We start from the raw sequence: 25,630 nt of genomic DNA, 5'->3' as shown, positions 1-25,630 counted from the left end.
CCCTCGCGCCTGTCCGGTCGGGAGGCGGCACTAGACTGGTGAACATGCGTTCACCCGAGGGTCAGGCGACCCGTCCTGCACCCTCGACCGGCCTCGTCATCACCGTTCTGGCGCTCTGCGGCACCCTCGTCTCGCTCCAGCAGACCCTCGTGCTGCCGCTGCTGCCGGACTTCCCCGAGATCCTGGGCACCACCAGCGACAACGCCTCCTGGATGGTCACCGCCGCGCTGCTGACCGGAGCCGTCGGCACGCCGATCGTCTCCCGCCTGGCGGACATGTTCGGCAAGCGGCTCATGCTCGTCATCTGCATGGTGGCCGTCATCGCCGGCTCCGTGCTCGCGGCCGTCAGCTCGGAGCTGAGCCTGGTCATCGCCGGGCGCGGTCTCATGGGCTTCGGGGCCTGCCTCATCCCGGTCGGCATCAGCATCATGCGCGACCACCTCCCGGCGGAGCGGGTCGGCTCCGGCGTGGCCCTCATGTCGGCCACCCTCGGCATCGGCGGCGCCGTCGGGATCCCCGCGGCCGGGCTGATCTACGAGGCGTGGGGCTGGCACATGCTCTTCGTCATCTCTGGCGTCTTCGCCGCGGTGATGCTGGCCGCCGTGCTCGTGGTCGTCCCGGAGTCCACGGTCAGGACGCGGGGCCGCTTCGACGTCGTCGGCGCAGCTCTGCTGTCGGTCGCCCTCACCTGCTTCCTGCTCGCCGTGAGCAAGGCGGGCACCTGGGGCTGGGGCTCGCCCGTGACCCTGGCGCTCCTGTCCACCGCGGCCCTCGTGCTCGCCGCCTGGATCCCTTGGGAGCTGCGCGCAGGGTCGCCGCTGGTCGACATCCGGACCTCGATGCGGCGCACGGTCCTGCTGACCAACGCCGCCTCGGTGCTCGTCGGTTTCGCGATGTTCTCCAACTTCCTCACCTCAGTCCAGCAGGTGCAGATGCCTGAGGAGACCGGCTACGGCTTCGGGCTGTCGGTCGTCGCGACGGGGCTGTGGATGCTGCCCTCGGGCATCGCGATGGTGCTGATGTCACCGGTCTCCGCGTCGCTGATCCGCCGCCTCGGCGCCCGCTGGGTGCTCATCGCCGGCGCGCTGGTCATCAGCGTCGGCTTCATCCTCCGCGCCCTCTTCCACGGCTCGGTGGCGGCGGTCATGGCCACGTCCGGGCTGGCCTCGCTCGGCACGGCCCTGGCCTTCGCCGCCATGCCGACGCTCATCATGCGCGCCGTCCCGATCACCGAGACCGCGTCGGCCAACGGTCTCAACACCCTGCTGCGCGCGCTCGGCACCTCCTCCGCCTCCGCCGTCGTGGCCGCCGTCTTCGCCGCGTATGCCGTGCCCGTCGGCGACCCCGCCGACGGTGTCTTCGCGCCCAGCCTCACGGCATACCAGCTCATCTTCTGGAGCGGGGCGGCGGCGGCCATGGGCGGCGCCCTCATCGCCGCCTTCATCCGCCGTCCGGTCCGCCTCAGCGCGGGGATGGAGCCGGCCGGCGCGCAGGTCCTCGCCCCGGCAGGCGAGCGCGAGCAGGTCAAGCCCGAGGGCGAGCTGCCCGAGGTGCTCGTGCGCGGCCGGGTGGTCAGCGCCGAGGGTCGGCCGCTGCGCCAGGCGGTCGCGACCGTGCTGCACACCGACGGCCGGCACGTGGACTGGGGACGCACCGACAACGACGGGCGCTACACGCTGGCGCTGCCGGAGCCGGGCCGCTACCTGCTGGTGGTCTCCGCCGAGGGGTGGGCCCCGCAGTCCGGCCTGGTCGATCTCGAGGCGGGGGAGGCCAAGGAGATCACCATGACCCGGCGCCTGCTGCTGACCGGCCACGTCACCGACGACGGCGCCCCGCTCGGCGGGGTGATGGTCTCGCTCATCAAGCACTCGGGCGAGTACGCCGGCCGCGCCGTCGCCGACGACCTCGGCATGTTCGAGCTCGGGCTGCCGCCCGCCGGTCGCTACGTCCTCACCGTGGTCGACCACGCGACCGGCCGCACCCGGTCCCGCGCGCTCACCGTCCACGCCACCTCCGCCACCCTCGACGTGGACATCGTCACCGGTGTGCCTCGGCCGGTGGAGCGGGTCGAGGTGGTCGACCTGTGAGTGCCTCACCGGACACCCGCGAGCGCGTCCTCCAGGTCGCGCGCCGGCTCTTCGGCGAGCGGGGGTATGCCGCGGTGACGGTCCGCGAGGTCGCCGCCGCCGCCGGGGTCTCGCCGGCTCTGGTGATGAAGGTGGGCGGCTCCAAGGAGGGGCTGCACGCGCTCGCCCGCCCCGCCGAGCCCGCACCGCTGCTGCCGGACACGCCGATCGAGGGCATGGGCGAGCTGCTGGTGCGGCGGATGCTGAACCGACGCGACGAGGACGCCGCCGAGCCGTGGCTGCGTGCGCTCTACCTCTTCCAGGACGCCCCGGACCGCGAGGCGGCGCTCACGGAGTTCCGTGAGCGCTTCCTCGGGCGCTTCCCCCGCGAGGGCGAGGCGGCACGGCATACCGACGAACTCGCCTGCCTGATGCTCGGGCTCGCCGCGGGCCTGCGCACCTTCCGCCTGCTCGAGGCGCCCGCAGGGGGGGAGTCCGAGCACAGGGACGCCGTCGTCCGCGAGTACGGCGCGCTCGTCCAGGCCGTCCTCGACCGGCTGGACGCCTCGTAGGGTGGACCCATGAGCGTCCGCCGCGTGATGGGGATCGAGACCGAGCTGGGCATCACCAGCGCGCAGGTCGACACGCTCGGACGTCCGCTGACGCCCATGCACCTCTCGGGCCAGGTGGTGCAGGCGTATGCCGCGGGCGCCGGCCCGGGCGCGGCGCTGCCGCGCAGCTCCGGGTGGGACTACGCCGACGAGACGCCGCTGCGCGACGCGCGGGGCTACGAGGTCGCCAGGATGCTGGCGGACATCTCCCAGCTCACGGACGTCGAGGACCCGACGATCGCCAACACGGTGCTCTCCAACGGCGCGCGGTTCTATGTCGACCACGCGCACCCGGAGTACTCCTCGCCCGAGGTCACCTCCCCGCTGGAGGCGCTGCGCTACGACCGGGCGGGGGAGCAGGTGGCGCTCGCCGCGCTGCGGACGCTGGCGGAGCAGGGGCGCGAGGTGCGCCTCTACAAGAACAACGTCGACGGCAAGGGAGCCTCCTACGGGACCCACGAGAACTACCTCGTGCCCCGGACGGTCCCCTTCGCCCGGCTCGCGGAGAGCCTCATCCCCTTCCTCGTCGCGCGGCCGGTGATCGCCGGGGCGGGGCGGGTGGGGCTGGGCCAGACCAGCGAGCGGGCGGGCTTCCAGCTCAGCCAGCGCGCCGACTACCTCGAGGCCGAGGTCGGCCTGGAGACGACCCTGCGCCGCCCGATCGTCAACACCCGGGACGAGCCGCACGCGACGCCCCATCTGCACCGGCGGCTCCACGTCATCGTCGGCGACGCCACGATGGCGGACGTGACCACGGTGCTGGCGCTCGGCTCGCTCAGCGCCGTGCTGCGCCTGGTCGAGACCTTCCCCGACGCGGTGCCCGACATCCCGCTGCGTGCCCCCGTCGCCGCCGCGCAGGTCATCTCGCACGACCCGACCCTGCGGTCGACCGTCGAGACGCTCGACGGTCGCGCCCTGACCGGGCTCGACCTGGTCGAGGCCTACCTGGAGCAGGTCGAGGAGGCGGCGGTCTCGGGCCACGAGGCCTGGGTGCTGGACGACGACACCCGCCACGTGCTGGGCCGCTGGCGCTCCGTCCTCGACGGGCTGCGCACCGACCCGGCGTCGTGCGCTGGGCAGGTCGAGTGGGTGGCCAAGCACCAGCTGCTCGAGCGCTTCCGCGACCGCGCGGGGGTCGGCTGGGACGACGCCCGGGTGCGCGCGATGGACATCCAGTGGCACGACCTCGACCCCGCCCGTGGCCTGGCGCAGAAGCTCCGCGCCGCCGGCCAGCTCGAGCGACTGGTTCCGGAGGCGTCCGTCACGGCGGCCGTCACCGAGCCGCCACGCGACACGCGGGCGTGGTTCCGGGGCGAGGTCGTGCGACGGTTCGGCGACGACGTCCGGGGGGCCTCCTGGGACTCCGTCGTCCTGGCCGACGAGCGCGGCCGCGCCCGCCGGGTCCAGCTGCCCGAGCCGACCGAGGGCAACCGCGAGCAGACCGCCGAGCTGCTCGCACGGCATACCAGCACCGCCTCTTTGCTCACCGAGCTGGTGAGCGAGGACTTCTGAGAGGAGACCCCGATGTCCGAGCAGCAGCAGTTCTCCCACCGGCGTGATGAGACGCCGGAGCCCGAGGCGCCCGCGCCGCCCACCGCTCCTTCGGCCCAGAACACCGAGCGCGACGCGGCCCTCGACTCGCTCCTCGACGAGATCGACGGCGTGCTCGAGAGCAACGCCCAGGACTTCGTGCACAACTTCGTGCAGAAGGGCGGCCAGTGAGCCCGGACCGCCTCGGCCGCCGGATCATCGGGATCGAGACCGAGTTCGGGGTCAACGCGACGTTCCGTGAGGGCCCCCGGCTCTCGCCGGAGGAGGTCGCGCGCTACCTCTTCCGCAAGGTCGTCTCGTGGGGCCGGTCGAGCAACGTCTTCCTCGGCAACGGCTCCCGGCTCTACCTCGACGTCGGCTCGCACCCGGAGTACGCCACGGCCGAGTGCGTCGACCTCCTCGATGTCGTCGCGCACGACAAGGCGGGGGAGCTGATCGTCCAGGACCTGGCCGACGACGCCGAGCACCGCCTGGCGGAGGAGGGCATGGACGCGACCGTCTACGTCCTGAAGAACAACGTCGACTCCCGCGGCAACTCCTACGGCTCGCACGAGAACTACCTCATCCGCCGTGACGGCCGGCTCGAGCGCACGACGGACACGCTGGTCCCGTTCCTGGTCACCCGGCAGCTGGTCACCGGCGCGGGGCGGCTGCACGTCGTGGGGGAGCGGGCGACCTACCTGGTCTCCCAGCGCGCCGACCACATGTGGGAGGGCCTGTCCTCCGCGACGACCCGGTCGCGCCCGATCATCAACACCCGCGACGAGCCGCACGCCGACCCCGAGCGCTACCGCCGCCTGCACGTCATCGTCGGTGACTCCACGATGAGCCAGACGACGACGCTCATGCGGGTCGGGACCACCGACCTCGTGCTGCGGATGCTGGAGGCGGGCACCATCGTGCCGGACCTGGCGCTGGCCAACCCTGTCCAGGCCATCCGTGACATCAGCCGCGACCCCACGGGGCGCCGGCCGGTGCAGCGGGCGCGGGGCGGCACGATCACCGCCCTGGACATGCAGCGGGAGCTGCTGGAGCTCGCGTCCCGGTATGCCGCGGGCGTCGGCCTGGCCGAGGTGGCACCCTACGACCGGGTGCTCGAGCTGTGGGACCGGACCCTGCACGCGATCGAGACCGACCGGCTCTCCCTCGTCGACACCGAGATCGAGTGGGTGATGAAGAAGAAGCTGCTCGACTCCTACGCCGCGCGGCACGGTCTGGCACCCCACGACGAGCGGCTGCAGCAGCTGGATCTGGCCTGGCACGACATCCACCCGACGCGCGGGCTGGTGCCGATCCTGCAGCGGGCCGGCGCCGCGGCCACCGTCGTCGACGACGAGCGGGTGGCCAGGGCCCGGGTCGAGCCACCGGAGACGAGGGCGCGGCTGCGTGGCGACTTCGTGCGGGCCGCCCAGGAGGCGCGCCGGGACTTCACCTGCGACTGGGTGCACCTCAAGCTCAACGACGTCGCGTCGCGCACGGTGGTCTGCAAGGACCCGTTCGTCAGCGTCGACCCGCGCGTCGACGAGCTCATCGCCGCCGTCCGGGGCACCTCCGCCTGATCCGTGGCCCTGTCGCGCCCGTGCGCAAGTCACTCACGTGAGTGGGTCGGGGCCGTGATCGGCCGGTATGGCGTGCGCGAGCCACTCACGTGAGTGGGTCGGGGCCTTGTGTCGCCTTGGGCCGGAGGGCCCACGACCGCCTCACACCGAACGCCCAGGTTGGGTTGGTTAGGCTGACCCGTTGTCATCCACCCTCGACGCAAAGGACGCGCGCGTGCGCTCACCCCGACTCCGGCTGGCCGCCCTGGCCGCCGCCCCGCTGCTCCTGCTCGCCGGCTGCGCCACGGACGGTGGTGACGGCGACGCGGCCTCGCAGAGTGACGACGCGGCCGTGACCTCGGCCGTGCTCAACGGCGACATCGAGGAGCTGGCCGTGGACACCGGCGAGAAGTCGCCCGTGATCACCTGGAAGGACAAGCCGTTCACCGACGGCGACCTGCCTTTCCGTGTCGGCGCGACCGAGAGCCGCACCGTGGAGGAGGGTGACGGGGCCGAGGTCGCCGCCGGCGACGAGGTCCGCGCCCGCTACCTGGCTGTCAACGGCACCACCGGCGAGCAGCTGCTCTCGACCTACGACGCGGACGAGACGGTCACGCTCGACCTGTCCAATACCAACCTCTTCCCGGCCTTCCTGGAGGAGCTGCCGGGCCGCAAGGCGGGCGAGACCCTGCTGCTGGCGATCCCGGCCTCGGAGGCGTTCGGCTCCGGCGGCAACGAGCAGATCGGCGTCGGCGCGGACGACACGCTCGTCTTCTACCTGGAGGTGGTCTCCAGCGCCAAGCCGCTGACCGAGGCGACCGGTGAGGCGGTCAAGCCCAAGGCCGGGCTGCCCGAGGTGGAGGCCGACGGCACGTCCGCGGCGAAGATCACCATCCCGGAGGGCACCGAGGAGCCCTCCAAGCTCGTCGTCCAGCAGCTCATCAAGGGCGAGGGCGAGAAGGTCAAGGCCGGTCAGACGATCAAGGTCCACTACACGGGCGTGAAGTTCTCCGACGGCGAGGGCTTCGACGACTCCTACCAGCGGGGCACCCCGGCCGAGTTCCCGATCGGCGTCGGCCAGGTCATCAAGGGCTGGGACGAGGGCCTCGTCGGCCAGCCGGTCGGCTCCCGCGTGCTGCTCGTCATCCCGGCCGACCAGGCCTACGGCGAGCTCCCGGAGGACACCGGGTCCTCCACCGCACCGCCGGCCCACGAGCTGGCGGGAGAGACGCTGGTCTTCGTCGTCGACATCCTCGGCGCCTCCTGACCTCACACACACCCACGTCACAACACCACCGAACGCGCCGAGTGGTTGCGCCACAGGCCACCGGGCGCGCGCAGTGGTGGGCAGAACGTCCGACCCAGCACATCGACATACCAAGGAGCGAGCATGAGCCAGTCCCCGTTCGGTGAGGTCAAGAAGGCCAAGCCCGAGATCGACTTCCCCGGCGACACCCCGCCCAGCGAGCTGGTCGTCGAGGACATCGAGGTCGGCGACGGCGCGGAGGCCACCCCCGGCGCGACGATCTCGGCGCACTACGTCGGCGTCGCGTGGTCGACCGGCGAGGAGTTCGACGCGTCCTGGAACCGCGGCCAGCCGCTAACCTTCACGGTCGGCGTCGGCCAGGTCATCCAGGGCTGGGACCAGGGCCTGCTGGGCATGAAGGTCGGCGGCCGCCGCAAGATCACCATCCCGCCGCACCTGGGCTACGGCGACCGGGGCGCCGGCGCGGCGATCAAGGGCGGCGAGACCCTGATCTTCGTCGTCGACCTCGTCGACGTGCGCTGACGCGACCAGCCTCGACGGCCCCCCAGCGGTGACGGGGCCGTCGCGTATCCCCGACAGGCTCAGGTGAGCGAGGCCGCGTGCCGCCCGGCCACGGCGCTGGCCAGGAAGCTCGCCGGGTCCTCCGCGAGGCCGCGGCCCATGGTGCTCAGGCTGACCGGCACGTCTCCCAGCGCGTCGAGCAGCCCGTCCACCGGCACGTCGACGGCCCGCAGGTGAGAGGCCCGCCCCACCAACTCCGCGACCTGGCCCCTCACCAGGCCCAGGCATTCGTCGGTGGCGGGTCGCCCGGTCCGCCCGCGGGGGACCGGCACGTCGGCCGGTCGCGCCAGCACGCGCCCGTAGGCGGTGGCGCTGTGGTGGGACAGCCCGCGGTGCCGCCCGCGCTCGTCCGCCTCGGAGACGCGCAGCGCCGCCACCCCTCGACCACCGAGGGTGGCCGCCGCGTTGAGCGCCTCCCCGGCCGACACCCCGGAGAAGCCCCAGCGGGTGCCGGTGCCGAGGTTGCCGGGCCCCTGGGCCACCACCACGACGTCGGCCCCGACCACGTGGCGGGCCGCCAGCAGCGCCGTGTGCACCGTCACCGCCTCGAGGTCACCGCCGTAGGCCTGGCCCACCGTGACGACCGCCGACAGCCAGCCGGCGGCCCGCAGCTGCGCACAGGTCCGCGAGAAGGCGGCCGGCAGCGCCCCGCCGTCGGTCATGACGTAGACGACGTTCGCGTCCGGCCGCTCCAGCCGCAGGCCGGCGAGGACCGCCGGCAGCGCGGAGTGCAGGTCCGCGGCCACCACCGGGAGGCCAGCGAGGTCGTCCGCCTCGGCCAGGGCCGCGTGGTGCTCGCCCTCCGGGTCGTCGACCCCCAGCACCATGGTCTGCATCGGTGTGTAGCGGGCCTTCACCAGGTGGCCCGGCGCGGCGGCGTCGACGGCGGGCCACGCAGCGGGCCGGTCGGGGAGGGCGACGACCACGGCATACCCGCCCGTGCCGAGCCCGCGCTCGAGCGCGGTGACGTTGAGCAGGACCCGGTCCCCGGGCTCAGGTATGCCGACCACGTCCGGGTAGGCGAGCGCGCGTGTCTCGCCGGCCGGCGTGTCGACGGCCACCACCACGACGCCGCTCCAGCCGGGCAGCTGCTCGCGGACGGTGCCCTCGCGCCACGTGATCACCCGGGAAGCCTAGCCAGACCCGACCGGGGCGGCAGTAACGCCTGTCCGGTCGGGGAGTCGCACAGGTGTCTAGTAGGCTCGCGGGCATGGCCAAGGCCCGACCGCAGAGCTCCGAGCCGAAGGGCCCCTCCCCGGCGGCCGCCAAGACCGAGCGTCTGCTCAACCTCGTCATCGCCCTGCTCGCGACCCGTCAGCCGCTGAGCAAGGCCCGCATCCGGGAGGCCGTCCCGGACTACCGCAGCGGCAACGACGAGGCGTTCGAGAGGATGTTCGAGCGTGACAAGGACGAGCTGCGGGCCCTGGGCATCCCGCTGCGCACCGAGCCCGTGGACCCCTTCTTCGACGACGAGCTGGGCTACCGCATCGACGAGCGCGAGTACGCCCTGCCGCAGATCGACCTCGCGCCCGACGAGGTCGCGGTCGTCGGGCTCGCCGCCCGCGCGTGGAGCCAGGCCAGCCTCGCCGGCCCGGCCGCGCAGGCGCTGCGCAAGCTCGACGCCGCCGGCCTGGTGCGCGACGAGGCCAGCGTCGCCGGCATCGAGCCGCTGCTGCACACGCGCGAGCCGGCCTTCGAGCCGGTGCGCGACGCCGTGCTGTCCCGCACGCCGATCAGCTTCGACTACCGGGGTGCCGGGGGAGCGGGGTTGACCACCCGTCGGCTGGAGCCGTGGGGCCTGACCAGCTGGCACGGTCGCTGGTACGTCACCGGTCACGACCTCGACCGCGAGGCACCCCGCGTCTTCCGCCTCGACCGGATGGTGGGCCTCCCGCGCACCAGCGGACGCAGGGGCGGCTTCACCGTCCCAGCCGACCACGACCCCACCGCGATGATCCGCCGGACCTACGGCGACGACGCGGAGACGACCACCACGGTGCGCCTCCTGGTACGCGAGGGGGCGGCCTCCTCGCTGCGCCGTCGAGCCACGCCCGCCGACCACCCTGCCCCGGCCGGCTGGGACGCCCTCGGCCTGGACGTGCACGGCGTCACCTCGGTCGTCCCCGAGATCTGCGCCGCCGGACCGGACGTGCGGGTGGTGGACCCGCCGGAGGTCCGGGACGCCGTCGTCGCGGCCCTGACGGCTGTCGTCCGGGCGCACGGCGGGAGCCCGCGCTGATGGCCACCTACGAGAGCGCGACCTCCCGGCTCGCTCGCCTGCTGACCATGGTGCCGTGGCTGCTCAACCGCCAGGGCATCGACCTGGCCAGCGCCGCCGCCGAGCTGGGGGTGAGCGAGGCGCAGGTCGTGGACGACCTCGAGCTGCTCTTCGTGTGCGGCCTGCCCGGTCACTACCCCGACGACCTCATCGACGCGCGGTGGGAGGACGGCCGGGTCTTCGTGTCCAACGCAGACACGATCTCTCGTCCGCTGCGGCTGACCCGTGACGAGGCCCTCGCGCTGATCGTCGCCCTCCGTGCCTTGGCGGACACCCCCGGACTGACGCAGCACGACGCGATCGACCGGGCGCTGGCCAAGCTGGAGGCCGCGGCGGGGGAGAGCGCGAGCACCGCAGCAGCCGTGTCCGTCGACCTCGAGCAGCCGCTCGACCCCGACCTCGCTGCCTCGCTGCGCGACGCGCTGGCACGCGCGCGCCGCGTCCACCTGCGCTACACCGTCGCCAGCCGGGACGAGACCACCGAGCGCGACGTGGACCCGATCCGCGTCGTCGGTGTGGACGGCCGGTGGTACCTCGAGGGCTGGTGCCACCGTGCCGAGGGCGTCCGCCTCTTCCGGCTGGACCGGGTCGAGGAGCTGCGCGTGCTCGACGTCGACGGCACGCCGCCCGCGGACCTGCCGCCGCGCGAGCTGGGCGCCGGGGTCTACCGCGCGGCACCCGAGGACCTCGTCGTCACCCTGCACCTCGAGCCGGGCTCGGCGTGGATCGCCGAGACGGTCCCGGTCGAGCGGGTCGACAGGCGCGACGACGGGTCGCTGGAGGTGGTGCTGCGGGTGGCCGATCCCGCGTGGCTGCGCCGCCTGGTATGGCGCCAGGCCGGGCAGGTGCGCGTGCTCGCCCCTGCGGAGCTGGTCGTGGGCGTCGGGGCCGGGGCCGCCGAGGCGGTGGCCGGGCACACCCAGTCCGGTCGCCTAGACTGACGACGGCCGCCTGCGCGGCGGCCCCGTGGACGTTCACACGAAGGACACCTCATGCGTATCCAGGCCTGGCACATCATCGTCCTGATCGTTGCCTTCATCCTCCTGTTCGGCTGGAAGAACCTGCCCAACGCCGCCCGCAGCCTGGGTGAGTCGATGCGCGTCTTCAAGACCGAGGTGGACCAGATGAAGGACGACAGCGCCGCCCGCAAGGACCGCGCCCCCGGCGAGCCTCCGGTGCCCGGCCAGACCGGCACCACCGACGACCGCTACAAGGACACCGCCCAGGAGGAGTACCGCCGGCTCGAGGGCCGCGGCGACGACGCCGACCCCCGCGCCTGACCCGGCGCACGGCATACCCTGAACGGTCCGGGAGGACGGCCATGGCCCGCGCCACGAAGGTGAAGAACCCCGAGGGGAGGATGTCCCTCGGCGAGCACTTCAAGGAGCTGCGCAACCGGCTGCTGATCTCCTCGATCGCGATCGCCGCCTTCGCCGTCCTGGGCTGGTACCTCTACGACGAGGTCATCCACTTCCTCACCGCGCCGATCGAGCGGGTCAAGAGCGAGCGCGGTGACGAGCTCGTCTCGCTCAACTTCAACAGCATCACCGGCCCCTTCGCCATGCAGATGAAGGTGGCCATCTTCACCGGGATCCTGCTGGCCAGCCCGGTCTGGCTCTGGCAGGCCTGGGCCTTCCTGCTCCCCGGGCTGACGCCGAAGGAGAAGAAGGTCGCGCTGGCCTACTTCTTCGTCAGCATCCCGCTGTTCTTCCTGGGCGCGGCGATGGCGGCCTTCTCCTTCCCGCGCCTGGTCGCGGTCCTGCTGGCCTTCACGCCCGAGGGCCTGGCCAACATCCAGAACGCCAACGACTACCTGTCCACGGGCGTCTTCTTCACCCTCGCGTTCGGCCTGGCGTTCCTGTTGCCGGTGCTGCTCGTGGCCGCCAACCAGATCGGCATCCTGCCGGCGCGCACCATGCTGCGCGGCTGGCGGATCACGCTCTTCCTCTGCCTGGTGTTCTCGGCGTTCATGACGCCCGACCCGTCCGGGTTCGCGATGATCGCGATGGCGATGCCGATCTTCGTCCTCTACTGGTTCGCCGTGGCCGTCTCCTTCGCGATGGAGAAGCGGCGCGCCAAGCGGGGAGAGGACCCGAGCAACCGCTACGCCGGCCTGTCGCCGGACGAGGCCACCCCCCTGTCATGAGGTATGCCGTCGCTCACGGGCGGCGGTCCGGGCGCGGCCGCGCCGCGGCGCTGGGTGCCCGCGCGGTGACCGAGCTCCGCTCCGCCGGGCACGACGTCGTGGAGATCGAGGCCGGCTCCCTGGACGAGGCCCGCACCCGCTGTGCCGCCCAGGTGGCCGGCGGGGTCGACGTGCTGGTGGTCGCGGGCGGGGACGGGGCGGTCAGCCTGGCGACCGACCTGTGCGCGGGCACCGGCACCGCCGTCGGCATCCTGCCGGCGGGCAGCGGCAACGACAACGCCCGCTCGCTCCGGATCCCGCACGACCCGGACGGCGCGCTGCGGACCCTGCTCGGCGGTCAGCGGCGCACGGTGGACACCGTCCACGTCGCCGAGCTGGACCGGCACCTGCTGGGCTCGGTCAACACCGGCCTCGACGCCCGCATCGCCCACCGCGCGACCCTGCTGCCCCGGCGGCTGGGTGCGGCTGTCTACACGGTGGCCGCGCTCGTGGAGATCGCCCGCCTGCGCTGGACGCCGCCGCTGCGCTACCGCCTCACCACCTCGACCTCCGGCACGACGAGCACCGAGGAGCTCGACGCGCTCGTGGTCGTGCCCGCCAACATGCCCTACCTCGGCGGCGGGCTGCAGCTGGCCCCGGACGCCGACCCGGCCGACGGGCTCCTGGACCTGGTCGTCGTCCGTCCGCTCAGCCCGGCCCGCGCCCTGGTCCTCCTGCGCGCCGTCCGGGAGGGACGGCATACCTCCATGCCGGAGGTCGAGGTGAGACGGGTGAACGAGGTGACCGTGGAGGGCCCCTCCGACGTGCTGGCCCACGGTGACGGCGAGCCGCTGGCGCCCCTGCCGCTCACCGTCCGGGCGGCGGCGTCACACCTGCAGGTGATCGCGCCGCCCCTGACATAGCCTGGGGCCATGGCTGAACCGTCTCCCGCCGAGCAGTACGCCCGCGCCAGGGAACGGGCCGCCTTCGCGGCCTCGCCCGCAGGCCGGTTCACCGAGACGCTCGGCTTCGAGCTGGACGACTTCCAGCTCGAGGCCATCCGCGCGGTGCAGGACGGCTCGGGCGTGCTCGTGGCCGCCCCGACCGGTGCCGGCAAGACGGTGGTGGGGGAGTTCGCCGTCGCGCTGGCGCTGGAGACCGGGCGCAAGGCGTTCTACACCACGCCGATCAAGGCGCTGTCCAACCAGAAGTACCACGACCTCGTCGAGCGGCACGGCTCCTCCAACGTGGGTCTGCTGACCGGTGACGCCTCGGTCAACGGCGAGGCGCCGGTGGTCGTGATGACCACCGAGGTGCTGCGCAACATGATGTACGCCTCCTCGCCGACGCTCACCGGCCTGGGCTTCGTGGTGATGGACGAGGTGCACTACCTCGCCGACCGCTGGCGCGGCGCCGTGTGGGAGGAGGTCATCATCCACCTCCCGCCGTCGGTGCAGGTCGTCTCGCTGTCAGCGACGGTGAGCAACGCCGAGGAGTTCGGCGACTGGCTGCGCACCGTCCGGGGCAACACCGACGTCATCGTCTCCGAGGTGCGGCCGGTGCCGCTGTGGCAGCACATGATGGTGGGCACCCACCTCTACGACCTGTTCGTCAGCGACCGCGAGGGACCGGGCACGACCCGTGTCAATCCTGAGCTCCTGCAACGGATCTCGCAGGCGGAGCGCTCCAGCTCCGGGTGGTCGCGGGAGGACGCCGGGGCACCGCGGGGGCGGCGCGGCGAGCCGCGCGGGCGGGGGAGCGGCGGCCGTGGGCGCCCGGACGGCCGGGGCCGGTCCGACTCGCGGCGCAGGTATGACGACGCCGTGCCCGTCCTCGAGCGCGGGGCGCTGCCGGGCGGGGCCGCGAGCCGCACCCAGGTCATCGACCGGCTCGACCGCGAGGGCCTGCTGCCCGCGATCACCTTCATCTTCAGCCGGGCGGGCTGCGACGCGGCGGTGGGGCAGCTGCTCTCCCGCGGCACGCGGCTCATCCCCGAGGAGGACGGTCGGCGCATCAGGGACCTCGTCGAGCAGCGGGTGGCCGAGGTCGCGCCGGGAGACCTCGGTGTGCTGGGTTACCACGACTTCGTCGAGGGGCTCTCCCGCGGGTATGCCGCTCACCACGCCGGGATGCTCCCCCTCTTCCGGGAGATCGTCGAGGAGCTGTTCACCCACGGTCACCTGCGCGCGGTCTTCGCCACCGAGACGCTGGCGCTCGGGATCAACATGCCCGCGCGCACGGTCGTCCTCGAGAAGCTGACGAAGTTCAACGGCGAGACGCACGCCCCCGTGACGCCGGCGGAGTACACCCAGCTGACCGGACGCGCCGGGCGCCGCGGGATCGACGTCGAGGGCCACGGTGTGGTGCTGTGGCGCCGGGGCGTGGACCCGATGGACGTCGCCGGCCTGGCGTCCACCCGCACCTACCCGTTGCGCAGCTCATTCCGACCCAGCTCCAACATGGCGGTCAACCTGGTGGCCCAGTACGGCCGCGAGCGGGCGCACGAGCTGCTCCAGTCCTCGTTCGCGCAGTTCCAGGCTGACCGCTCCGTCGTGGGCCTGACGACCAAGATCCGCGAGAACGAGGCGGCCCTGGAGGGCTACGGCGAGGGCATGCAGTGCCACCTCGGCGACTTCCGGGAGTACGGCCGGATGCGCCACGAGCTCGGCGAGCTGGAGAAGAAGGCGGCCCGGCACCGCCAGCACCAGCGTCGCGCCGACGTCGCCTCGGCCCTCGAGGCCCTGGCCCCCGGCCAGGTCATCCAGCTCGACGGCGGCCGCAGGGGGACGACCGCCGTGGTCATCCGGGCGGTCCGCGGTGCCTCGGCCTCGCCCGAGCCGACGGTGCTGACCTCCAACGGCAGCGTGCAGCGGCTCACCGTCGCCGGGTTCAAGGACGTCCCGGAGGTGATGGGCAACCTCAAGGTGCCGCAGCACTTCAACCCCCGCAGCCCGCGGTCGCGCAAGGACCTGGCCTCGGCGCTGCGCGAGAAGGTGCGCGATCCCTGGCCCGGTCGCGGACGTGCCGGGGACGATGACGAGGGCGCTGCCGAGGGGACGGGCACGGCATACCAGGGCCGGACCGAGGCGCGTATCGACGAGCTGAGGTCCGCGCTCAAGGCCCACCCGTGCCACCAGTGCCCCGAGCGCGAGGACCATGCGCGCTGGGCGGCCCGGTGGTGGAAGCTGCGGCGCGAGACCGACGACCTGCAGCGGCGGGTGGCCGAGCGCACCCACACGGTGGCGCGGACCTTCGAGCGGATCTGCGACCTGCTCGCGCGGCTGGGCTACCTCAGCGCGGACGGGCAGCAGGTGACCCCCGAGGGGCAGCGGCTGCGCCGGATCTACACCGAGCTCGACCTGGTGGTCGCCGAGTCGCTGCGCCGGGGGACGTGGAAGCGGCTCACGCCCGCCGACCTCGCCGCCGTCGTCTCCGCCCTCGTGCACGAGGCCCGTGGGGACGACCTGGGCGACGCACGGATGCCGAGCGTCGAGGTCGAGGAGGCCCTGGGCGAGATGGGCGCGATCTGGCGGGAGGTGACCTCGCTCAAGAGCGAGCACTCGCTGGAGGGCGACCGCGAGCTCGACCCGGGCATCGCGTGGATGGTGCACCGCTGGGCCTCGGGCCGCGGGCTCGACGAGGTGCTGCGCGACGGCGGGATGTCCGCCGGCGACTTCGTGCGCCGGTGCAAGCAGGTCATCGACCTGCTGGGGCAGGTGGCGCAGGCGGCCGAGCCCGAGGTCGCCCGCGCGGCACGCCGAGCCTCCGACGCCATGCTGCGCGGCGTCGTGGCGGCTGACCGCCTCGACTGAGCTCCCGTAACCCCGCGACCCCGTCGCCCCGCAACGCGCCCGTCACCCCGCAACGCCGTCGCCCCGCAACGCCGTCGCCCCGCAACGCCGTCGCCCCCAACGCCGTCGCCCCATAACGCCCGTCGCCCGGCATTGCCCCCGGAGCCCCGCAACCCCCGGCGTGTCGTGCACTGTGCGGTTTCGTTGCTGCGTGTCCTGCGCTCTGACCCCCGACACGCAGCACCGTTCCTGCACAGTGCGCGACACGCTGGCCGGCGTGGCGGGGCCCCGGCGTGGGACCGGCGAGCGCTGGGGACCCAGGCCTCCGGACCGGCGCGCGTTGCCTGGCCCCGGCGTGGGACCGGCTCGCGTTGTCCAAGCCCACCACGCGGGGGCGGGCGGGCCGCGGCATACCCTGTGCCCATGGCTGGCGCGACCGACATCGTCATCTGCACACCGCTGCGCACCCCGGTGGGTGGCTTCCTGGGGAGCCTGCAGACGCTCACCGCGGCCGACCTCGGCACCCAGCTGCTGACCGCGCTGCTCGAGCGCACCGGCCTGCAGGACGGCGACGTGGACGACGTCGTCGTCGGCAACGCCAACCCCTCCGGCGAGATCCCCGCGCTCGGGCGCATCCTGGCCCTCAACACCGGTCTCGACCGTGCGCCCGGGATGCAGCTCGACCGCCGCTGCGGCTCCGGGCTGCAGGCGGTCCTCACGGCGGCCGCGCAGATCGCCAGCGGGGGAGCGGACCTCATCGTGGCCGGCGGGGCCGAGTCGATGAGCCAGGTGGAGCACTACGCACTGCTGCGCCAGGGGGTGCGCGCCGACGTCCAGCTGGCCGACCGGCTGGCGCGGGCGCGGGCGACCGCGGGCGGGGACCGGCACCCCATACCCGGAGGCATGATCGAGACCGCGGAGAACCTCCGCCGCCAGTACTCCATCAGCCGCGAGGCCCAGGACGAGCTCGCGGTGCGCTCGCACGCGATGGCCGCCGCGGCGCAGTCTGCGGGCCGGTATGCCGAGGAGCTGGTCCCCGTGACCGTCGCCTCGCGCAAGGGGGACGTGGTCGTCGACACCGACGAGCACATCCGGCCGGGCACGACCATGGAGGTGCTCGCCGGCCTGCGCCCGATCATGGGCCGCCAGGACCCGGACGCCACGGTCACCGCGGGCAACGCGAGCGGCCAGAACGACGCCGCCGCCCTGTGCGTGGTGACGACCCGCGCGCACGCGGAGACGAAGGGCCTCACGCCGCTGCTCGCGCTGCGATCGTGGGCGGTGGCCGGCGTCGCGCCGGAGACGATGGGCATCGGGCCCGTGCCGGCCTCCGCCGCCGCGCTGGAGCGCGCCGGCCTGTCGATGGCCGACCTCGACCTCATCGAGCTCAACGAGGCGTTCGCCGCCCAGGCTCTGGCCGTGCTCACCGAGTGGGGGATGACCGACCCGGGCTCGTGGGACCGGCTCAACGTCAACGGCTCCGGCATCTCGCTCGGCCACCCGGTCGGGGCGACCGGCGCGCGCATCCTGGCGACGATGGCCTACGAGCTGCAGCGCCGCGAGGGGCGCTACGCGCTGGAGACCATGTGCATCGGCGGAGGCCAGGGGCTCGCGGCCGTCTTCGAGCGCGTGGGGTGAACAACCCCGGCGCGTGAGCGTGCCAGCGTGCCGACGACCGCCTGAGGGCGTCCCCAGCGGGTTCTACGCGCCGGTGACCGGGAACTGCGGCGGCGCCGGGTTGCCCCTGCGGACGACGGTCTCGCCCGCGATCCGGTCGCGGCGGACGCTGCCTCCGTCGCCGTAGGTCTCGTAGACGTCCGACGGCCCGCGCCTCCGCAGCCGTGCCACCGCCTGCTTGAGCGTGCGCAAAGCCTTCATCCGGACCTCCTCGTCTGGGGCGGTGCACCCGCCGGTGCGATGACCCTAGCCGATCAGGCCACGGCGCGTCGGCATGGATGCAGCCGTGGCGCCTCACTCCGGCCGCAGGCCCAAGGCCTTCATGAGCCGGCCGACCGGGCTGCCCAGGTCGTAGCTCTCGACCAGCTGCTGCAGCGTCTCCGGGTCGGCCAGCTCGCGGGGCACGGTGATCGGCACGTCCGGCAGGGGTGCGTCGTGGGCCACCTTGACCACGGCAGGCGCCACGTCGAGGTAGGCCCCAGCCTCCACGAGGTTGGTGCGCCGCGCGCCCTTGATGGCGGGGTCGCCGTCCGCCAGCGCCTGCCGCAGCGCCGCCAGCGAGCCGTAGGTCGTGATGAGCTGGGCCGCGGTCTTGTCCCCGATCCCCTTGACGCCCGGCAGGCCGTCGCTGGTGTCCCCCCGGAGCGTCGCCATGTCGGCGTACTGCGCGCCGGTCGCCACGCCATACCTCTCCTGGAGGTCGGCCTGACGGATCACCTCGGCGTCGCGCACCCCGGCGCGCGCGGTGTAGACCACCGACACGTCCGCCTCGTCGTCCACCAGCTGGAACAGGTCCCGGTCTCCGGTCACGACCGACACCGGCATCCTCCCGTGGTGGCGGGCGGTGAGGGTGCCGATGACGTCGTCCGCCTCGTGGCCCGGCGACCCGAGCACCGCGATCCCGAAGGACTCCAGCGCCCGCCGCAGCACCGGCACCTGCACCTCGAGCTCGGCCGGCACCTCCTCCTTGTTGATGACCGGATCGGCCAGCCGATGCGCCTTGTAGGTCGGGATCGCCGCGACGCGGAAGGCCGGACGCCAGTCGTCGTCCCAGCACGCCACCAGGTGGCTCGGCTCAAAGCGCGTGACGAGGGTCGCGACCATGTCGAGCAGCCCGCGGGTGGCGTTGGTCGGCGTGCCGTCCGGTGCCGGCCTCAGGTCCTTGACCCCGAAGAACGCGCGGAAGTAGAGGCTGGCGGTGTCCAGCAGGAGCAGGCGGGGCGATGAGTGGTCGGGGCTCATGAGGCCTCACCCTAGGCGCTGCTAGCGTGACCGGGTGCGCCACCTGACCGAACGACTGCCCTGGCTGGCGGTGCTCGTCGCGCTGGCCACCGCGGTCCTCCTCCTCTTCGGCCCGCTGTGGTCGACGGCCGCGGGGGAGAACCCGCTCGAGCGTCCGAGCGGCGTCGACTACGGCGCCGTGCTGCGGCTCGGCCTGCCGACCGTGATCGTGCTCGCCTCGCTCGCCGTCGCGCTCGCCGGTCGGCCGCACCGTTGGCTCGGCGCGCTGGCGCTCGTCGTGCTGGGGTATGCCGTCGTCGTCGCCCCGTCCCCCGTCGGCCTGTGGTTCGCGCCTGCGGCGCTCCTCACGCTCCTCGGGTATGCCGTGACCGTCACGGGGCGGGGTCAGCCCGACAGCGCGGCTGTCTAGGCTGCTGGCGTGGCGAAGAAGCAGAGGACGGCGGGTGGCACGCCCGCGACGGTGACGCTCGACAAGGCGGGTGTCCACTACGAGGTGCGCGCGTACGAGCACGACCCCTCGGTCGGGTCCTACGGTCTGGAGGCGGCCGAGGCCCTGGGCGTGGAGCCGGCGCGGGTCTTCAAGACGTTGCTCGTCCACACCGACAAGGGGCTCGGCGTCGGCATCGTCCCCGTGGACACCCTGCTCGACCTCAAGGCCGTCGCCGGCGCGCTCGGCGCCAAGAAGGCGACGATGGCCGACCCGGCCGTGGCGGAGCGGACGACCGGCTACGTGGTCGGCGGCATCAGCCCGATCGGTCAGAAGAAGCGCCTGCCCACCGTCCTCGACGCCTCGGCCACGGCCTTCGGGACGGTCCTGGTCAGCGGCGGCAAGCGCGGTTTCGACCTCGAGCTGGCGCCCGAGGTGCTCGTCGAGGTCACCGGCGCGACGACGGCCCCGATCGCCCGACGCGCCTAGCGCGACGCCTCAGAGCTCGGCGTCACCCTCCGGCAGCAGGCCCAGCCGGTCCTCCCACGGGGTCGACAGCACGATCGTGGTGTTGGTCGAGACCGACGCCTGCTGCCGGATCCGGGCGAACAGCTCCTCCAGGTCCTGCGGCCGGGCCACCCGCAGCAGGAGCACGTAGTTCTCGTCACCGGCCACCGACCAGCACGCCACGATCTCCTCGATGTCGTGCAGCCGCTCGGGCACGTCGTCGTCGGCCGCGGGGTCGAACGGCTTGACCGACATCAGCGCGGTCAGCGGCAGCCCGACCTTGGTGTAGTCGACGACGGCGCGGTAGCCGGTGATGATCCCGCGCTCCTCGAGCCGCTTGACCCGCTGGTGCACCGCCGAGGTGGACAGTCCCACCTGCCGGCCCAGGTCGGCGAAGCTGATGCGACCGTCCTGGGCCAGCACCTGGACGATGTGGCGGTCGAGGGGCTCCATGGCGCTCAGCCTAGGGGGTGAGCTGGTCCACCGAGGCCTGGTGGGAGGCGCGGGCGTGCTCGTAGGCGGCCTGCTCGGCGCCCTCGTGGTGCTCCGCGGTGTGCTGGCGCCACCACTCCTGCCCGCTCGGGGGCAGGGTGTCGATCGGGTCGTAGTAGACGTACTCGGCGCTGGTCACGTCGACGTCCTCGCCCTCGATCGAGGTGCGGTAGTTCTTGCGCCAGTAGGAGATGCCGCGCTCGGTGTCGTAGGTGTCGACCTGGTGCACCCAGCGCTTGCCGACGAAGGGCACGTCGCAGACGATGCGCGGCGTGGCGAAGCCGGGCAGGTAGCCCAGGATCGAGTGCTGCAGGTGCTGCGCGTGCGACAGCGAGACGCGCCAGTGCTCGGAGAACGGGATCATGTCGCACATGTAGAAGTAGTACGGCGTGATGTTCGCGTCGTCCGCCAGCGCGAAGCACAGGTCGAGCAGCTGGTGCGCGTCGTCGTTGACGCCGCGCATGAGCACGCCCTGGTTGCGCACGTCGCGCAGGCCCGCGTCCAGCATCGCCCGGCTCGCCTGGGCGACCAGCGGCGTCACCGACTGAGCCGCGTTGACGTGGGTGTGCATCGCCAGGCCGACACCCCGCTCGCGCGCCTTGCGCGCGACCCGGCCCACGCCCTCGACGACGTCGGGGGAGAGCCAGTGCTGCGGCATACCCATCAGCGCCTTGGTCGCGAGGCGGACGTCGCGGATCGACTCGATCTCGAGCAGCTGGTCGAGCCAGGCCTCGAGGTTCTTCCACGGCATGTTGGCCACGTCGCCGCCCGAGACCACGACGTCGCGCACGCCGGGGGTGGCGCGCAGGTAGTCGAGGATCGCGGTGTGGCGGTCGACCGGCTTGCCGGCGAGCTTGAGCTTGGTGACCTGCGGCGTGGAGTTGCCGACGAGGTCCATGCGGGTGCAGTGGCCGCAGTACTGCGGGCAGGTCGGCAGCATCTCCGCCAGCACCTTGGTGGGGTAGCGGTGGGTCAGCCCCTCGGTGACCCACATGTCGTGCTCGTGCAGCGAGTCACGGGTGGCGTAGGGGTGGGAGGACCAGTCGGTGCGGCGGTCGGAGAAGACCGGCAGCATGTAGCGGCGCACCGGGTCGGCGTAGAACGCGCGGGTGAAGTCATCGCCCGCGGCGGGCATGGTGCCGTCGGCCCAGGTCACCTCACTGACCATCGTGTTGAGCATCTGCGGCGGGACGAGCATCGACATGGTGGCGCGCTCGGCCTGGTCGCGCTCGAGGTCGGCGTAGAACTCGTCGGTGAGCAGGTCGCCCATGACGCTGCGCAGCTGGCGGATGTTCTTCACACAGCTGACGCGCTGCCACTGCACGTCGGACCACTGCTCCGCAGTGATGTCCTTCCAGCCGGGGAACCGGGTCCAGTCCGGTTCCACCAGCTCGCGGCGCGTGTAGACGTAGGGCTGCTCGATCGGGGCGCTCATACGTGACATGATACGGACATCTTCCGGTGAAATGGAACATCCACGGGAAGATGTTTTGCGAAACCGCGATATGAGAGGACAGATGACGGGTATGACGACCCACTCGCCGTTCGGGGTGCACCGGGTGCTGGAGCCTTCCGGTGATGCCGTGACCCTGCCGCAGGCGGCGCGCCGCCTCGACCCGTCGCCGGTCCTGGCGCCCGACGAGGTCCGGATCGACGTGGAGGTCCTCAACCTCGACGCCGCGTCCTACCGCCAGCTGCGCGAGAAGCACACGACAGACGGTGCCGTGGACGGTGCTGCGGTCCGTGACGAGGTGCTGGCCATCGTCGCCGAGCGCGGCAAGATGCAGAACCCGGTCACCGGGTCGGGCGGCATGCTCATCGGCACGGTGGCCGAGGTCGGGCCGGACAGCCCGCTGGGCCTGAAGGTCGGCGACCGCGTCGCCACGCTGGTCTCCCTCTCGCTCACCCCGCTGCAGATCACCGACGGTCTGGAGCGCTGGGACGGGATGGGGGAGCGGGTGCCCGCCGCCGGTCACGCGATCCTCTTCGGTCGTTCCATCGCCGCGGTGCTGCCCGAGGACCTCGACCCCGAGCTCGCCCTCATGGTCATGGACGTCTGCGGCGCGCCGGCGCTGGTGCGCCGGGTCGTCCAGGGGTATGTCGAGCGCGGGCACCTCCCGTCCGTCGCCGTCCTCGGGGGCGCGGGCAAGTCCGGCTCGCTCTCCCTCGCCGCCGCCAAGGAGGCGGGGGCCGGGACGTGCATCGCGGTCGTGCCGTTCGAGCGGGAGGCCGAGCTGCTCCGCGGCACCGGCCTGGCCGACGAGATCGTCGTCGCGGACGCCCGCGCGCCGCTCGCGCTGGAGTCCGCCGTGCGGGCCGCCGGCGGCCCGGTCGACCTCACGGTGGTCTGCGTCGACGTCCCAGGGTGCGAGCAGCCCGCGATCATGATCACCGCCCAGGGCGGGACGGTGATCTACTTCTCGATGGCCACCAACTTCGCCGCCGCCGCACTGGGCGCCGAGGGCCTGGCCGCGGACGTGACGATGCTCGTCGGCACCGGGTACACCCCCGGCCACGCCGACTACGCGCTGTCGCTGCTGCGCTCCGACGACGCCGTGCGCGCCCTCTTCCAGGACCGCCTCGACCACGAGAGGACCTCCGCGTGAGCCCGACCACCGTCGCCCCGCCGCCCAAGCTGGACCTGGACCCCGGGGTCGTCCGCAAGGCGCGCAAGCTCGCCGAGCGTCTCGGCGAGCCGGTCGTGGAGATGACCCGCAGCCACACCACCGTCTCCGTCGAGCGGGCCACCCTGCGCCTGGCCGGGCTCGCGGGCGCCGACCACGAGCGCGTGCCGTGGGTCAACCACCTGGTCGACGCGGTCCGCGACCAGGTGGGCCTGGAGCACGGCGTCACCACACCCGTGTGGGACGCCCTCCGTCGCGAGGAGGCGCCCGACCTGCTGACCCTGGCGCAGAAGGCCTCGGCCGGAGCCGTCAGCTTCCGCATGCCCGAGAAGAAGGGCGAGCTCAGCGCCGCCCGCCGGGCCGCCAGGGCCGCGGTGCGTCCGGGCCTGCAGAAGATCGACCGCCAGCGCGCCGCCCGTGACCGGCTCATCGCCAGGCACGGCGACCCCGAGCGTCGCCCCTGGATCTACCTCATCGTCGCCACCGGCGACATCTACGAGGACATCCCGCAGGCGCAGGCCGCCGCCCGCGAGGGGGCCGACATCATCGCGGTCATCCGCTCGACGGGCCAGTCCCTCCTCGACTACGTGCCCGAGGGTGCGACCCGCGAGGGCTTCGCCGGCACCTACGCGACGCAGGAGAACTTCCGGCTCATGCGGGCGGCCCTCGACGACGTGAGCAAGGAGCTGGGCCGCTACGTGCGGCTGACCAACTACGCCTCCGGCCTGTGCATGCCGGAGATCGCGACGTTGGCCGGCCTCGAGCGCCTGGACATGATGCTCAACGACTCCATGTACGGCATCCTCTTCCGCGACATCAACCCGATCCGCACCTTCGTGGACCAGCGCTTCTCGCGCCAGATCCACGCGCGCGCGGGCATCATCATCAACACCGGCGAGGACAACTACCTCACCACCGCCGACGCCGTCGAGGCGGCGCACACGGTGACCGTCTCCCAGCTGATGAACGAGTACTTCGGCAAGGAGGCCGGCCTGGAGGACTGGCAGCTGGGCCTGGGGCACGCCTTCGAGATCAACCCCGAGGTGGACGACTCCTTCCGGATGGAGCTGGCCCACGCGCTCCTGGCGCGCCAGCTCTTCCCCGAGGCGCCGCTGAAGTGGATGCCCCCGACCAAGCACATGACCGGCGACATCTTCCGGGGCTACCTGCTGGACGGCTTCTTCAACCTCGTCGGAGCGATGACCGGACAGTCGATCCTGCTCGTCGGCATGATGACCGAGGCGGTCGTGACGCCGTGGCTCTCCGACCGCGACCTGGCGCTGCAGAACGTCCGCTACGTGCAGCGCGCCGCCGGCGGCCTGACGGAGGACTTCCACCCGCCGCGTGACGGCTTCATCCAGACCCGCGCGCGCCAGGTGCTCTCGGAGGCGGTCGACCTGCTCGAGCAGATCACGAGCCACGAGCACGGGAAGGTGTCCGCCGGCACGTCGACGCCGCTGCTCGAGGCGATCGCGGACGGCACCTTCGGCCTGATGAAGCGTCCGGCCGACAAGGGCAAGGGCCTGGAGGGCGTCGCCCGCCGCGCCGACGACTACGACAACCCGGCCATCACCCTGCTGGAGGAGGGCGCGAAGTGAGCGCACCGCATACCCCTGACCTCGGCGAGGCCCAGGCCCGTCCGAGCGTGATCCGCCCCTACGGCGACATGACCGGCGACGGCATGGTGCAGGTCTCCTTCACCCTGCCGGTCCCGCACGACAAGCGGGCGGAGGGCGCCGCGCTGCAGCTGGCCGCCAAGATGGGGCTCTCGCCGGCGCTGCTCGTTCACGCCAAGGGCATGGGTCCGGACCACACCTTCTTCGTCGTCTACGGCAGCGTCACGCACCTGGTCGAGCTGGACAAGGTCCAGGTCGTCGAGCGCGACTTCCCGCTGCTGTCGGCCAAGGAGGTCAACGCCGCGATCAAGAAGCAGCTCCAGCGACCGCTCGTCGTCGTGGGCGCCTGCATCGGCACCGACGCGCACACCGTCGGCATCGACGCGATCCTCAACATCAAGGGCTTCGCGGGCGAGAAGGGTCTGGAGTACTACTCCGAGATCACCGTCGTCAACCTCGGCGCCCAGGTCCTCGTCCCCGAGCTGGTCGAGGCGGCGCGCGAGCACCGGGCCGACGCTGTGCTGGTGTCGCAGGTCGTCACGCAGCGCGACGCGCACATCCACAACACCACGCAGATGTCGGCCGCCTTCCGGGAGGCCTACCCGGCGGGCGAGGTGCCGCTGCTCATCGCGGGCGGCCCCCGCTTCGAGGAGGGCTCGGCCGCCACCCTCGGTGTCGACCGCATCTTCGGCAAGGGCACCACCCCGGGCGAGGTCGCCTCCTACCTCGTCCACGAGCTGACCTCCCCCCGCCGTCCGACCCGTCAGGCCCGTCCCGAGAGGAAGAGCGCATGAGCACCGTCGAGCAGCCGCCCGCCGACCACGCCGGGCAGATCCCGGCCACCAGCCCCGCAGCGGTCGGGATGGGGGTGACCCACTCGCGCTACGTCCCCTACTCCCACGCCCACTACGCCGGCAACCTCGTCGACGGGGCCTACAGCCTCGGCCTGTTCGGCGACGTGGCCACCGAGCTGTGCATCCGCACCGACGGCGACGAGGGACTCTTCGCCTCCTACAGCGACGTCCAGTTCCTCGCGCCGGTCCGCGCGGGCGACTGCCTGGAGGTGAGCGCCACGCTGGTGCGGGTGGGCTCGCGCAGCCGCGAGATGGCCTTCGAGGTCCGGGTGGTCGCCCGTGGCGACGCCGGCCGGGGGGTCTCGGCCGCCGACGTCCTGGAACCGTCGCTCGTGGCGACCACGGCACGGGGCACCGTCGTCGTCCCTCCGAGGGCCTGACCCCCTGACCGTCTCGGCGTGTC

At 72.9% G+C, this 25,630-nt stretch carries 25 protein-coding genes; 20 read left to right on the top strand and 5 right to left on the bottom strand.

Annotated elements, in window-relative coordinates; all coding sequences use genetic code 11:
• Positions 1-44 precede the first annotated feature (44 nt).
• The 7 genes from IEV65_RS07040 (at position 45) to IEV65_RS07010 (ending at position 7,555) form a co-directional block, all read left to right on the top strand.
• Positions 45-2,087: an MFS transporter gene (locus IEV65_RS07040; protein WP_188429075.1), complete on the top strand. Its 2,043-nt coding sequence runs from the start codon at positions 45-47 to the stop codon at positions 2,085-2,087.
• Positions 2,084-2,638, top strand: coding sequence for a TetR/AcrR family transcriptional regulator (locus IEV65_RS07035; RefSeq protein WP_188429073.1), 555 nt, complete (start codon positions 2,084-2,086; stop codon positions 2,636-2,638). The genes IEV65_RS07040 and IEV65_RS07035 overlap by 4 nt, the downstream gene beginning before the upstream one ends.
• A 9-nt stretch (positions 2,639-2,647) precedes the next feature.
• Complete coding sequence (dop, locus tag IEV65_RS07030; protein WP_188429071.1) at positions 2,648-4,189, top strand: depupylase/deamidase Dop; 1,542 nt, start codon at positions 2,648-2,650, stop codon at positions 4,187-4,189.
• Positions 4,190-4,201: 12 nt separating this feature from the next.
• Positions 4,202-4,399: a ubiquitin-like protein Pup gene (locus tag IEV65_RS07025; protein WP_188429070.1), complete on the top strand. Its 198-nt coding sequence runs from the start codon at positions 4,202-4,204 to the stop codon at positions 4,397-4,399.
• A complete protein-coding gene (gene pafA, locus IEV65_RS07020) occupies positions 4,396-5,787 on the top strand; it encodes a Pup--protein ligase (RefSeq protein ID WP_188429068.1) in 1,392 nt (463 codons plus the stop codon). Before IEV65_RS07025 ends, pafA begins: the two co-directional genes overlap by 4 nt.
• Before the next feature lie 214 nt (positions 5,788-6,001).
• Positions 6,002-7,033 (top strand): FKBP-type peptidyl-prolyl cis-trans isomerase, encoded by a 1,032-nt coding sequence (locus tag IEV65_RS07015; RefSeq protein ID WP_188429066.1) that lies wholly within the window; start codon positions 6,002-6,004, stop codon positions 7,031-7,033.
• Positions 7,034-7,156: 123 nt separating this feature from the next.
• The gene (locus IEV65_RS07010) at positions 7,157-7,555 is read left to right on the top strand and encodes an FKBP-type peptidyl-prolyl cis-trans isomerase (protein WP_188429064.1); all 399 of its coding nucleotides are present in this window, start codon (positions 7,157-7,159) and stop codon (positions 7,553-7,555) included.
• Between the two features lie 59 nt (positions 7,556-7,614).
• Here IEV65_RS07010 and IEV65_RS07005 read toward each other — a convergent pair whose 3' ends face one another.
• Positions 7,615-8,718 (bottom strand): DUF3866 family protein, encoded by a 1,104-nt coding sequence (locus IEV65_RS07005; RefSeq protein ID WP_188429062.1) that lies wholly within the window; start codon positions 8,716-8,718, stop codon positions 7,615-7,617.
• Between the two features lie 86 nt (positions 8,719-8,804).
• On the opposite strand from IEV65_RS07005, the gene IEV65_RS07000 reads away from it, so the two are divergent.
• The 7 genes from IEV65_RS07000 (at position 8,805) to IEV65_RS06970 (ending at position 17,426) form a co-directional block, all read left to right on the top strand.
• Positions 8,805-9,833: a helix-turn-helix transcriptional regulator gene (locus tag IEV65_RS07000; protein ID WP_188429060.1), complete on the top strand. Its 1,029-nt coding sequence runs from the start codon at positions 8,805-8,807 to the stop codon at positions 9,831-9,833.
• Positions 9,833-10,813 (top strand): helix-turn-helix transcriptional regulator, encoded by a 981-nt coding sequence (locus IEV65_RS06995; protein ID WP_188429058.1) that lies wholly within the window; start codon positions 9,833-9,835, stop codon positions 10,811-10,813. The genes IEV65_RS07000 and IEV65_RS06995 overlap by 1 nt, the downstream gene beginning before the upstream one ends.
• Positions 10,814-10,864: 51 nt before the next feature.
• Complete coding sequence (gene tatA / locus IEV65_RS06990; protein WP_188429056.1) at positions 10,865-11,152, top strand: Sec-independent protein translocase subunit TatA; 288 nt, start codon at positions 10,865-10,867, stop codon at positions 11,150-11,152.
• Between the two features lie 41 nt (positions 11,153-11,193).
• Positions 11,194-12,018: a twin-arginine translocase subunit TatC gene (gene tatC / locus IEV65_RS06985; protein ID WP_229734989.1), complete on the top strand. Its 825-nt coding sequence runs from the start codon at positions 11,194-11,196 to the stop codon at positions 12,016-12,018.
• A complete protein-coding gene (locus IEV65_RS06980; RefSeq protein ID WP_188429054.1) occupies positions 12,015-12,920 on the top strand; it encodes a diacylglycerol/lipid kinase family protein in 906 nt (301 codons plus the stop codon). Before tatC ends, IEV65_RS06980 begins: the two co-directional genes overlap by 4 nt.
• A 9-nt stretch (positions 12,921-12,929) precedes the next feature.
• Positions 12,930-15,809 (top strand): DEAD/DEAH box helicase, encoded by a 2,880-nt coding sequence (locus IEV65_RS06975; RefSeq protein WP_188429052.1) that lies wholly within the window; start codon positions 12,930-12,932, stop codon positions 15,807-15,809.
• Positions 15,810-16,211: 402 nt separating this feature from the next.
• Positions 16,212-17,426 (top strand): acetyl-CoA C-acetyltransferase, encoded by a 1,215-nt coding sequence (locus IEV65_RS06970; protein ID WP_188429050.1) that lies wholly within the window; start codon positions 16,212-16,214, stop codon positions 17,424-17,426.
• A 63-nt stretch (positions 17,427-17,489) separates the two neighbouring features.
• Here IEV65_RS06970 and IEV65_RS06965 read toward each other — a convergent pair whose 3' ends face one another.
• Both IEV65_RS06965 and IEV65_RS06960 read right to left on the bottom strand, forming a co-directional pair.
• The gene (locus IEV65_RS06965; RefSeq protein WP_188429048.1) at positions 17,490-17,666 is read right to left on the bottom strand and encodes a hypothetical protein; all 177 of its coding nucleotides are present in this window, start codon (positions 17,664-17,666) and stop codon (positions 17,490-17,492) included.
• Between the two features lie 93 nt (positions 17,667-17,759).
• Entirely contained in the window at positions 17,760-18,707 is a 948-nt protein-coding gene (locus tag IEV65_RS06960; protein ID WP_188429046.1) for a 5'-3' exonuclease, read from the bottom strand.
• A 34-nt stretch (positions 18,708-18,741) separates the two neighbouring features.
• Here IEV65_RS06960 and IEV65_RS06955 point away from each other — a divergent pair, with 34 nt between their 5' ends.
• The gene (locus IEV65_RS06955) at positions 18,742-19,116 is read left to right on the top strand and encodes a hypothetical protein (RefSeq protein WP_188429044.1); all 375 of its coding nucleotides are present in this window, start codon (positions 18,742-18,744) and stop codon (positions 19,114-19,116) included.
• A gap of 9 nt (positions 19,117-19,125) precedes the next feature.
• Entirely contained in the window at positions 19,126-19,623 is a 498-nt protein-coding gene (gene ybaK / locus IEV65_RS06950; protein ID WP_188429042.1) for a Cys-tRNA(Pro) deacylase, read from the top strand.
• 9 nt (positions 19,624-19,632) lie between these two features.
• On the opposite strand, the gene IEV65_RS06945 is transcribed toward ybaK, so the two are convergent.
• Positions 19,633-20,094 carry an Lrp/AsnC family transcriptional regulator gene (locus IEV65_RS06945; RefSeq protein WP_188429040.1) on the bottom strand — a complete coding sequence of 154 codons (462 nt, stop codon included), beginning with the start codon at positions 20,092-20,094 and terminating at the stop codon, positions 19,633-19,635.
• Between the two features lie 10 nt (positions 20,095-20,104).
• The gene (locus IEV65_RS06940; protein ID WP_188429038.1) at positions 20,105-21,568 is read right to left on the bottom strand and encodes a KamA family radical SAM protein; all 1,464 of its coding nucleotides are present in this window, start codon (positions 21,566-21,568) and stop codon (positions 20,105-20,107) included.
• A 91-nt stretch (positions 21,569-21,659) separates the two neighbouring features.
• Here IEV65_RS06940 and kdd point away from each other — a divergent pair, with 91 nt between their 5' ends.
• The 4 genes from kdd to kal are packed head-to-tail and all read left to right on the top strand — an operon-like array spanning position 21,660 to position 25,607.
• Positions 21,660-22,739, top strand: a complete 1,080-nt coding sequence (kdd, locus tag IEV65_RS06935) for an L-erythro-3,5-diaminohexanoate dehydrogenase (protein WP_188429036.1) — start codon at positions 21,660-21,662, stop codon at positions 22,737-22,739.
• Complete coding sequence (kamD, locus tag IEV65_RS06930; protein ID WP_188429034.1) at positions 22,736-24,355, top strand: lysine 5,6-aminomutase subunit alpha; 1,620 nt, start codon at positions 22,736-22,738, stop codon at positions 24,353-24,355. The genes kdd and kamD overlap by 4 nt, the downstream gene beginning before the upstream one ends.
• Positions 24,352-25,167 carry a lysine 5,6-aminomutase subunit beta gene (gene kamE, locus IEV65_RS06925; RefSeq protein WP_188429032.1) on the top strand — a complete coding sequence of 272 codons (816 nt, stop codon included), beginning with the start codon at positions 24,352-24,354 and terminating at the stop codon, positions 25,165-25,167. Before kamD ends, kamE begins: the two co-directional genes overlap by 4 nt.
• Positions 25,164-25,607, top strand: a complete 444-nt coding sequence (gene kal / locus IEV65_RS06920) for a 3-aminobutyryl-CoA ammonia lyase (protein WP_229734987.1) — start codon at positions 25,164-25,166, stop codon at positions 25,605-25,607. Before kamE ends, kal begins: the two co-directional genes overlap by 4 nt.
• The last annotated feature ends 23 nt before the right edge of the window (positions 25,608-25,630 follow it).

It is taken from the genome of Ornithinimicrobium tianjinense, assembly GCF_014636495.1.
In the GTDB taxonomy this organism is placed as follows: Bacteria; Actinomycetota; Actinomycetes; order Actinomycetales; family Dermatophilaceae; genus Ornithinicoccus; species Ornithinicoccus tianjinensis.
Note: the sequence above shows the minus strand (reverse complement) of the source record. Positions and strands in the feature narration are given on the sequence as shown.

Excerpts from the sequence above, each read along its gene's own strand:
- IEV65_RS07040 (WP_188429075.1), top strand. The coding sequence starts at position 45 with ATGCGTTCACCCGAGGGTCAGGCGACCCGTCCTGCACCCTCGACCGGC.
- dop (WP_188429071.1), top strand. The coding sequence starts at position 2,648 with ATGAGCGTCCGCCGCGTGATGGGGATCGAGACCGAGCTGGGCATCACC.
- IEV65_RS07025 (WP_188429070.1), top strand. The coding sequence starts at position 4,202 with ATGTCCGAGCAGCAGCAGTTCTCCCACCGGCGTGATGAGACGCCGGAG.
- IEV65_RS07010 (WP_188429064.1), top strand. The coding sequence starts at position 7,157 with ATGAGCCAGTCCCCGTTCGGTGAGGTCAAGAAGGCCAAGCCCGAGATC.
- IEV65_RS07000 (WP_188429060.1), top strand. The coding sequence starts at position 8,805 with ATGGCCAAGGCCCGACCGCAGAGCTCCGAGCCGAAGGGCCCCTCCCCG.
- IEV65_RS06995 (WP_188429058.1), top strand. The coding sequence starts at position 9,833 with ATGGCCACCTACGAGAGCGCGACCTCCCGGCTCGCTCGCCTGCTGACC.
- tatA (WP_188429056.1), top strand. The coding sequence starts at position 10,865 with ATGCGTATCCAGGCCTGGCACATCATCGTCCTGATCGTTGCCTTCATC.
- tatC (WP_229734989.1), top strand. The coding sequence starts at position 11,194 with ATGGCCCGCGCCACGAAGGTGAAGAACCCCGAGGGGAGGATGTCCCTC.
- IEV65_RS06980 (WP_188429054.1), top strand. The coding sequence starts at position 12,015 with ATGAGGTATGCCGTCGCTCACGGGCGGCGGTCCGGGCGCGGCCGCGCC.
- IEV65_RS06975 (WP_188429052.1), top strand. The coding sequence starts at position 12,930 with ATGGCTGAACCGTCTCCCGCCGAGCAGTACGCCCGCGCCAGGGAACGG.
- IEV65_RS06970 (WP_188429050.1), top strand. The coding sequence starts at position 16,212 with ATGGCTGGCGCGACCGACATCGTCATCTGCACACCGCTGCGCACCCCG.
- IEV65_RS06965 (WP_188429048.1), bottom strand. The coding sequence starts at position 17,666 with ATGAAGGCTTTGCGCACGCTCAAGCAGGCGGTGGCACGGCTGCGGAGG.
- IEV65_RS06960 (WP_188429046.1), bottom strand. The coding sequence starts at position 18,707 with ATGAGCCCCGACCACTCATCGCCCCGCCTGCTCCTGCTGGACACCGCC.
- IEV65_RS06945 (WP_188429040.1), bottom strand. The coding sequence starts at position 20,094 with ATGGAGCCCCTCGACCGCCACATCGTCCAGGTGCTGGCCCAGGACGGT.
- IEV65_RS06940 (WP_188429038.1), bottom strand. The coding sequence starts at position 21,568 with ATGAGCGCCCCGATCGAGCAGCCCTACGTCTACACGCGCCGCGAGCTG.
- kdd (WP_188429036.1), top strand. The coding sequence starts at position 21,660 with ATGACGACCCACTCGCCGTTCGGGGTGCACCGGGTGCTGGAGCCTTCC.
- kal (WP_229734987.1), top strand. The coding sequence starts at position 25,164 with ATGAGCACCGTCGAGCAGCCGCCCGCCGACCACGCCGGGCAGATCCCG.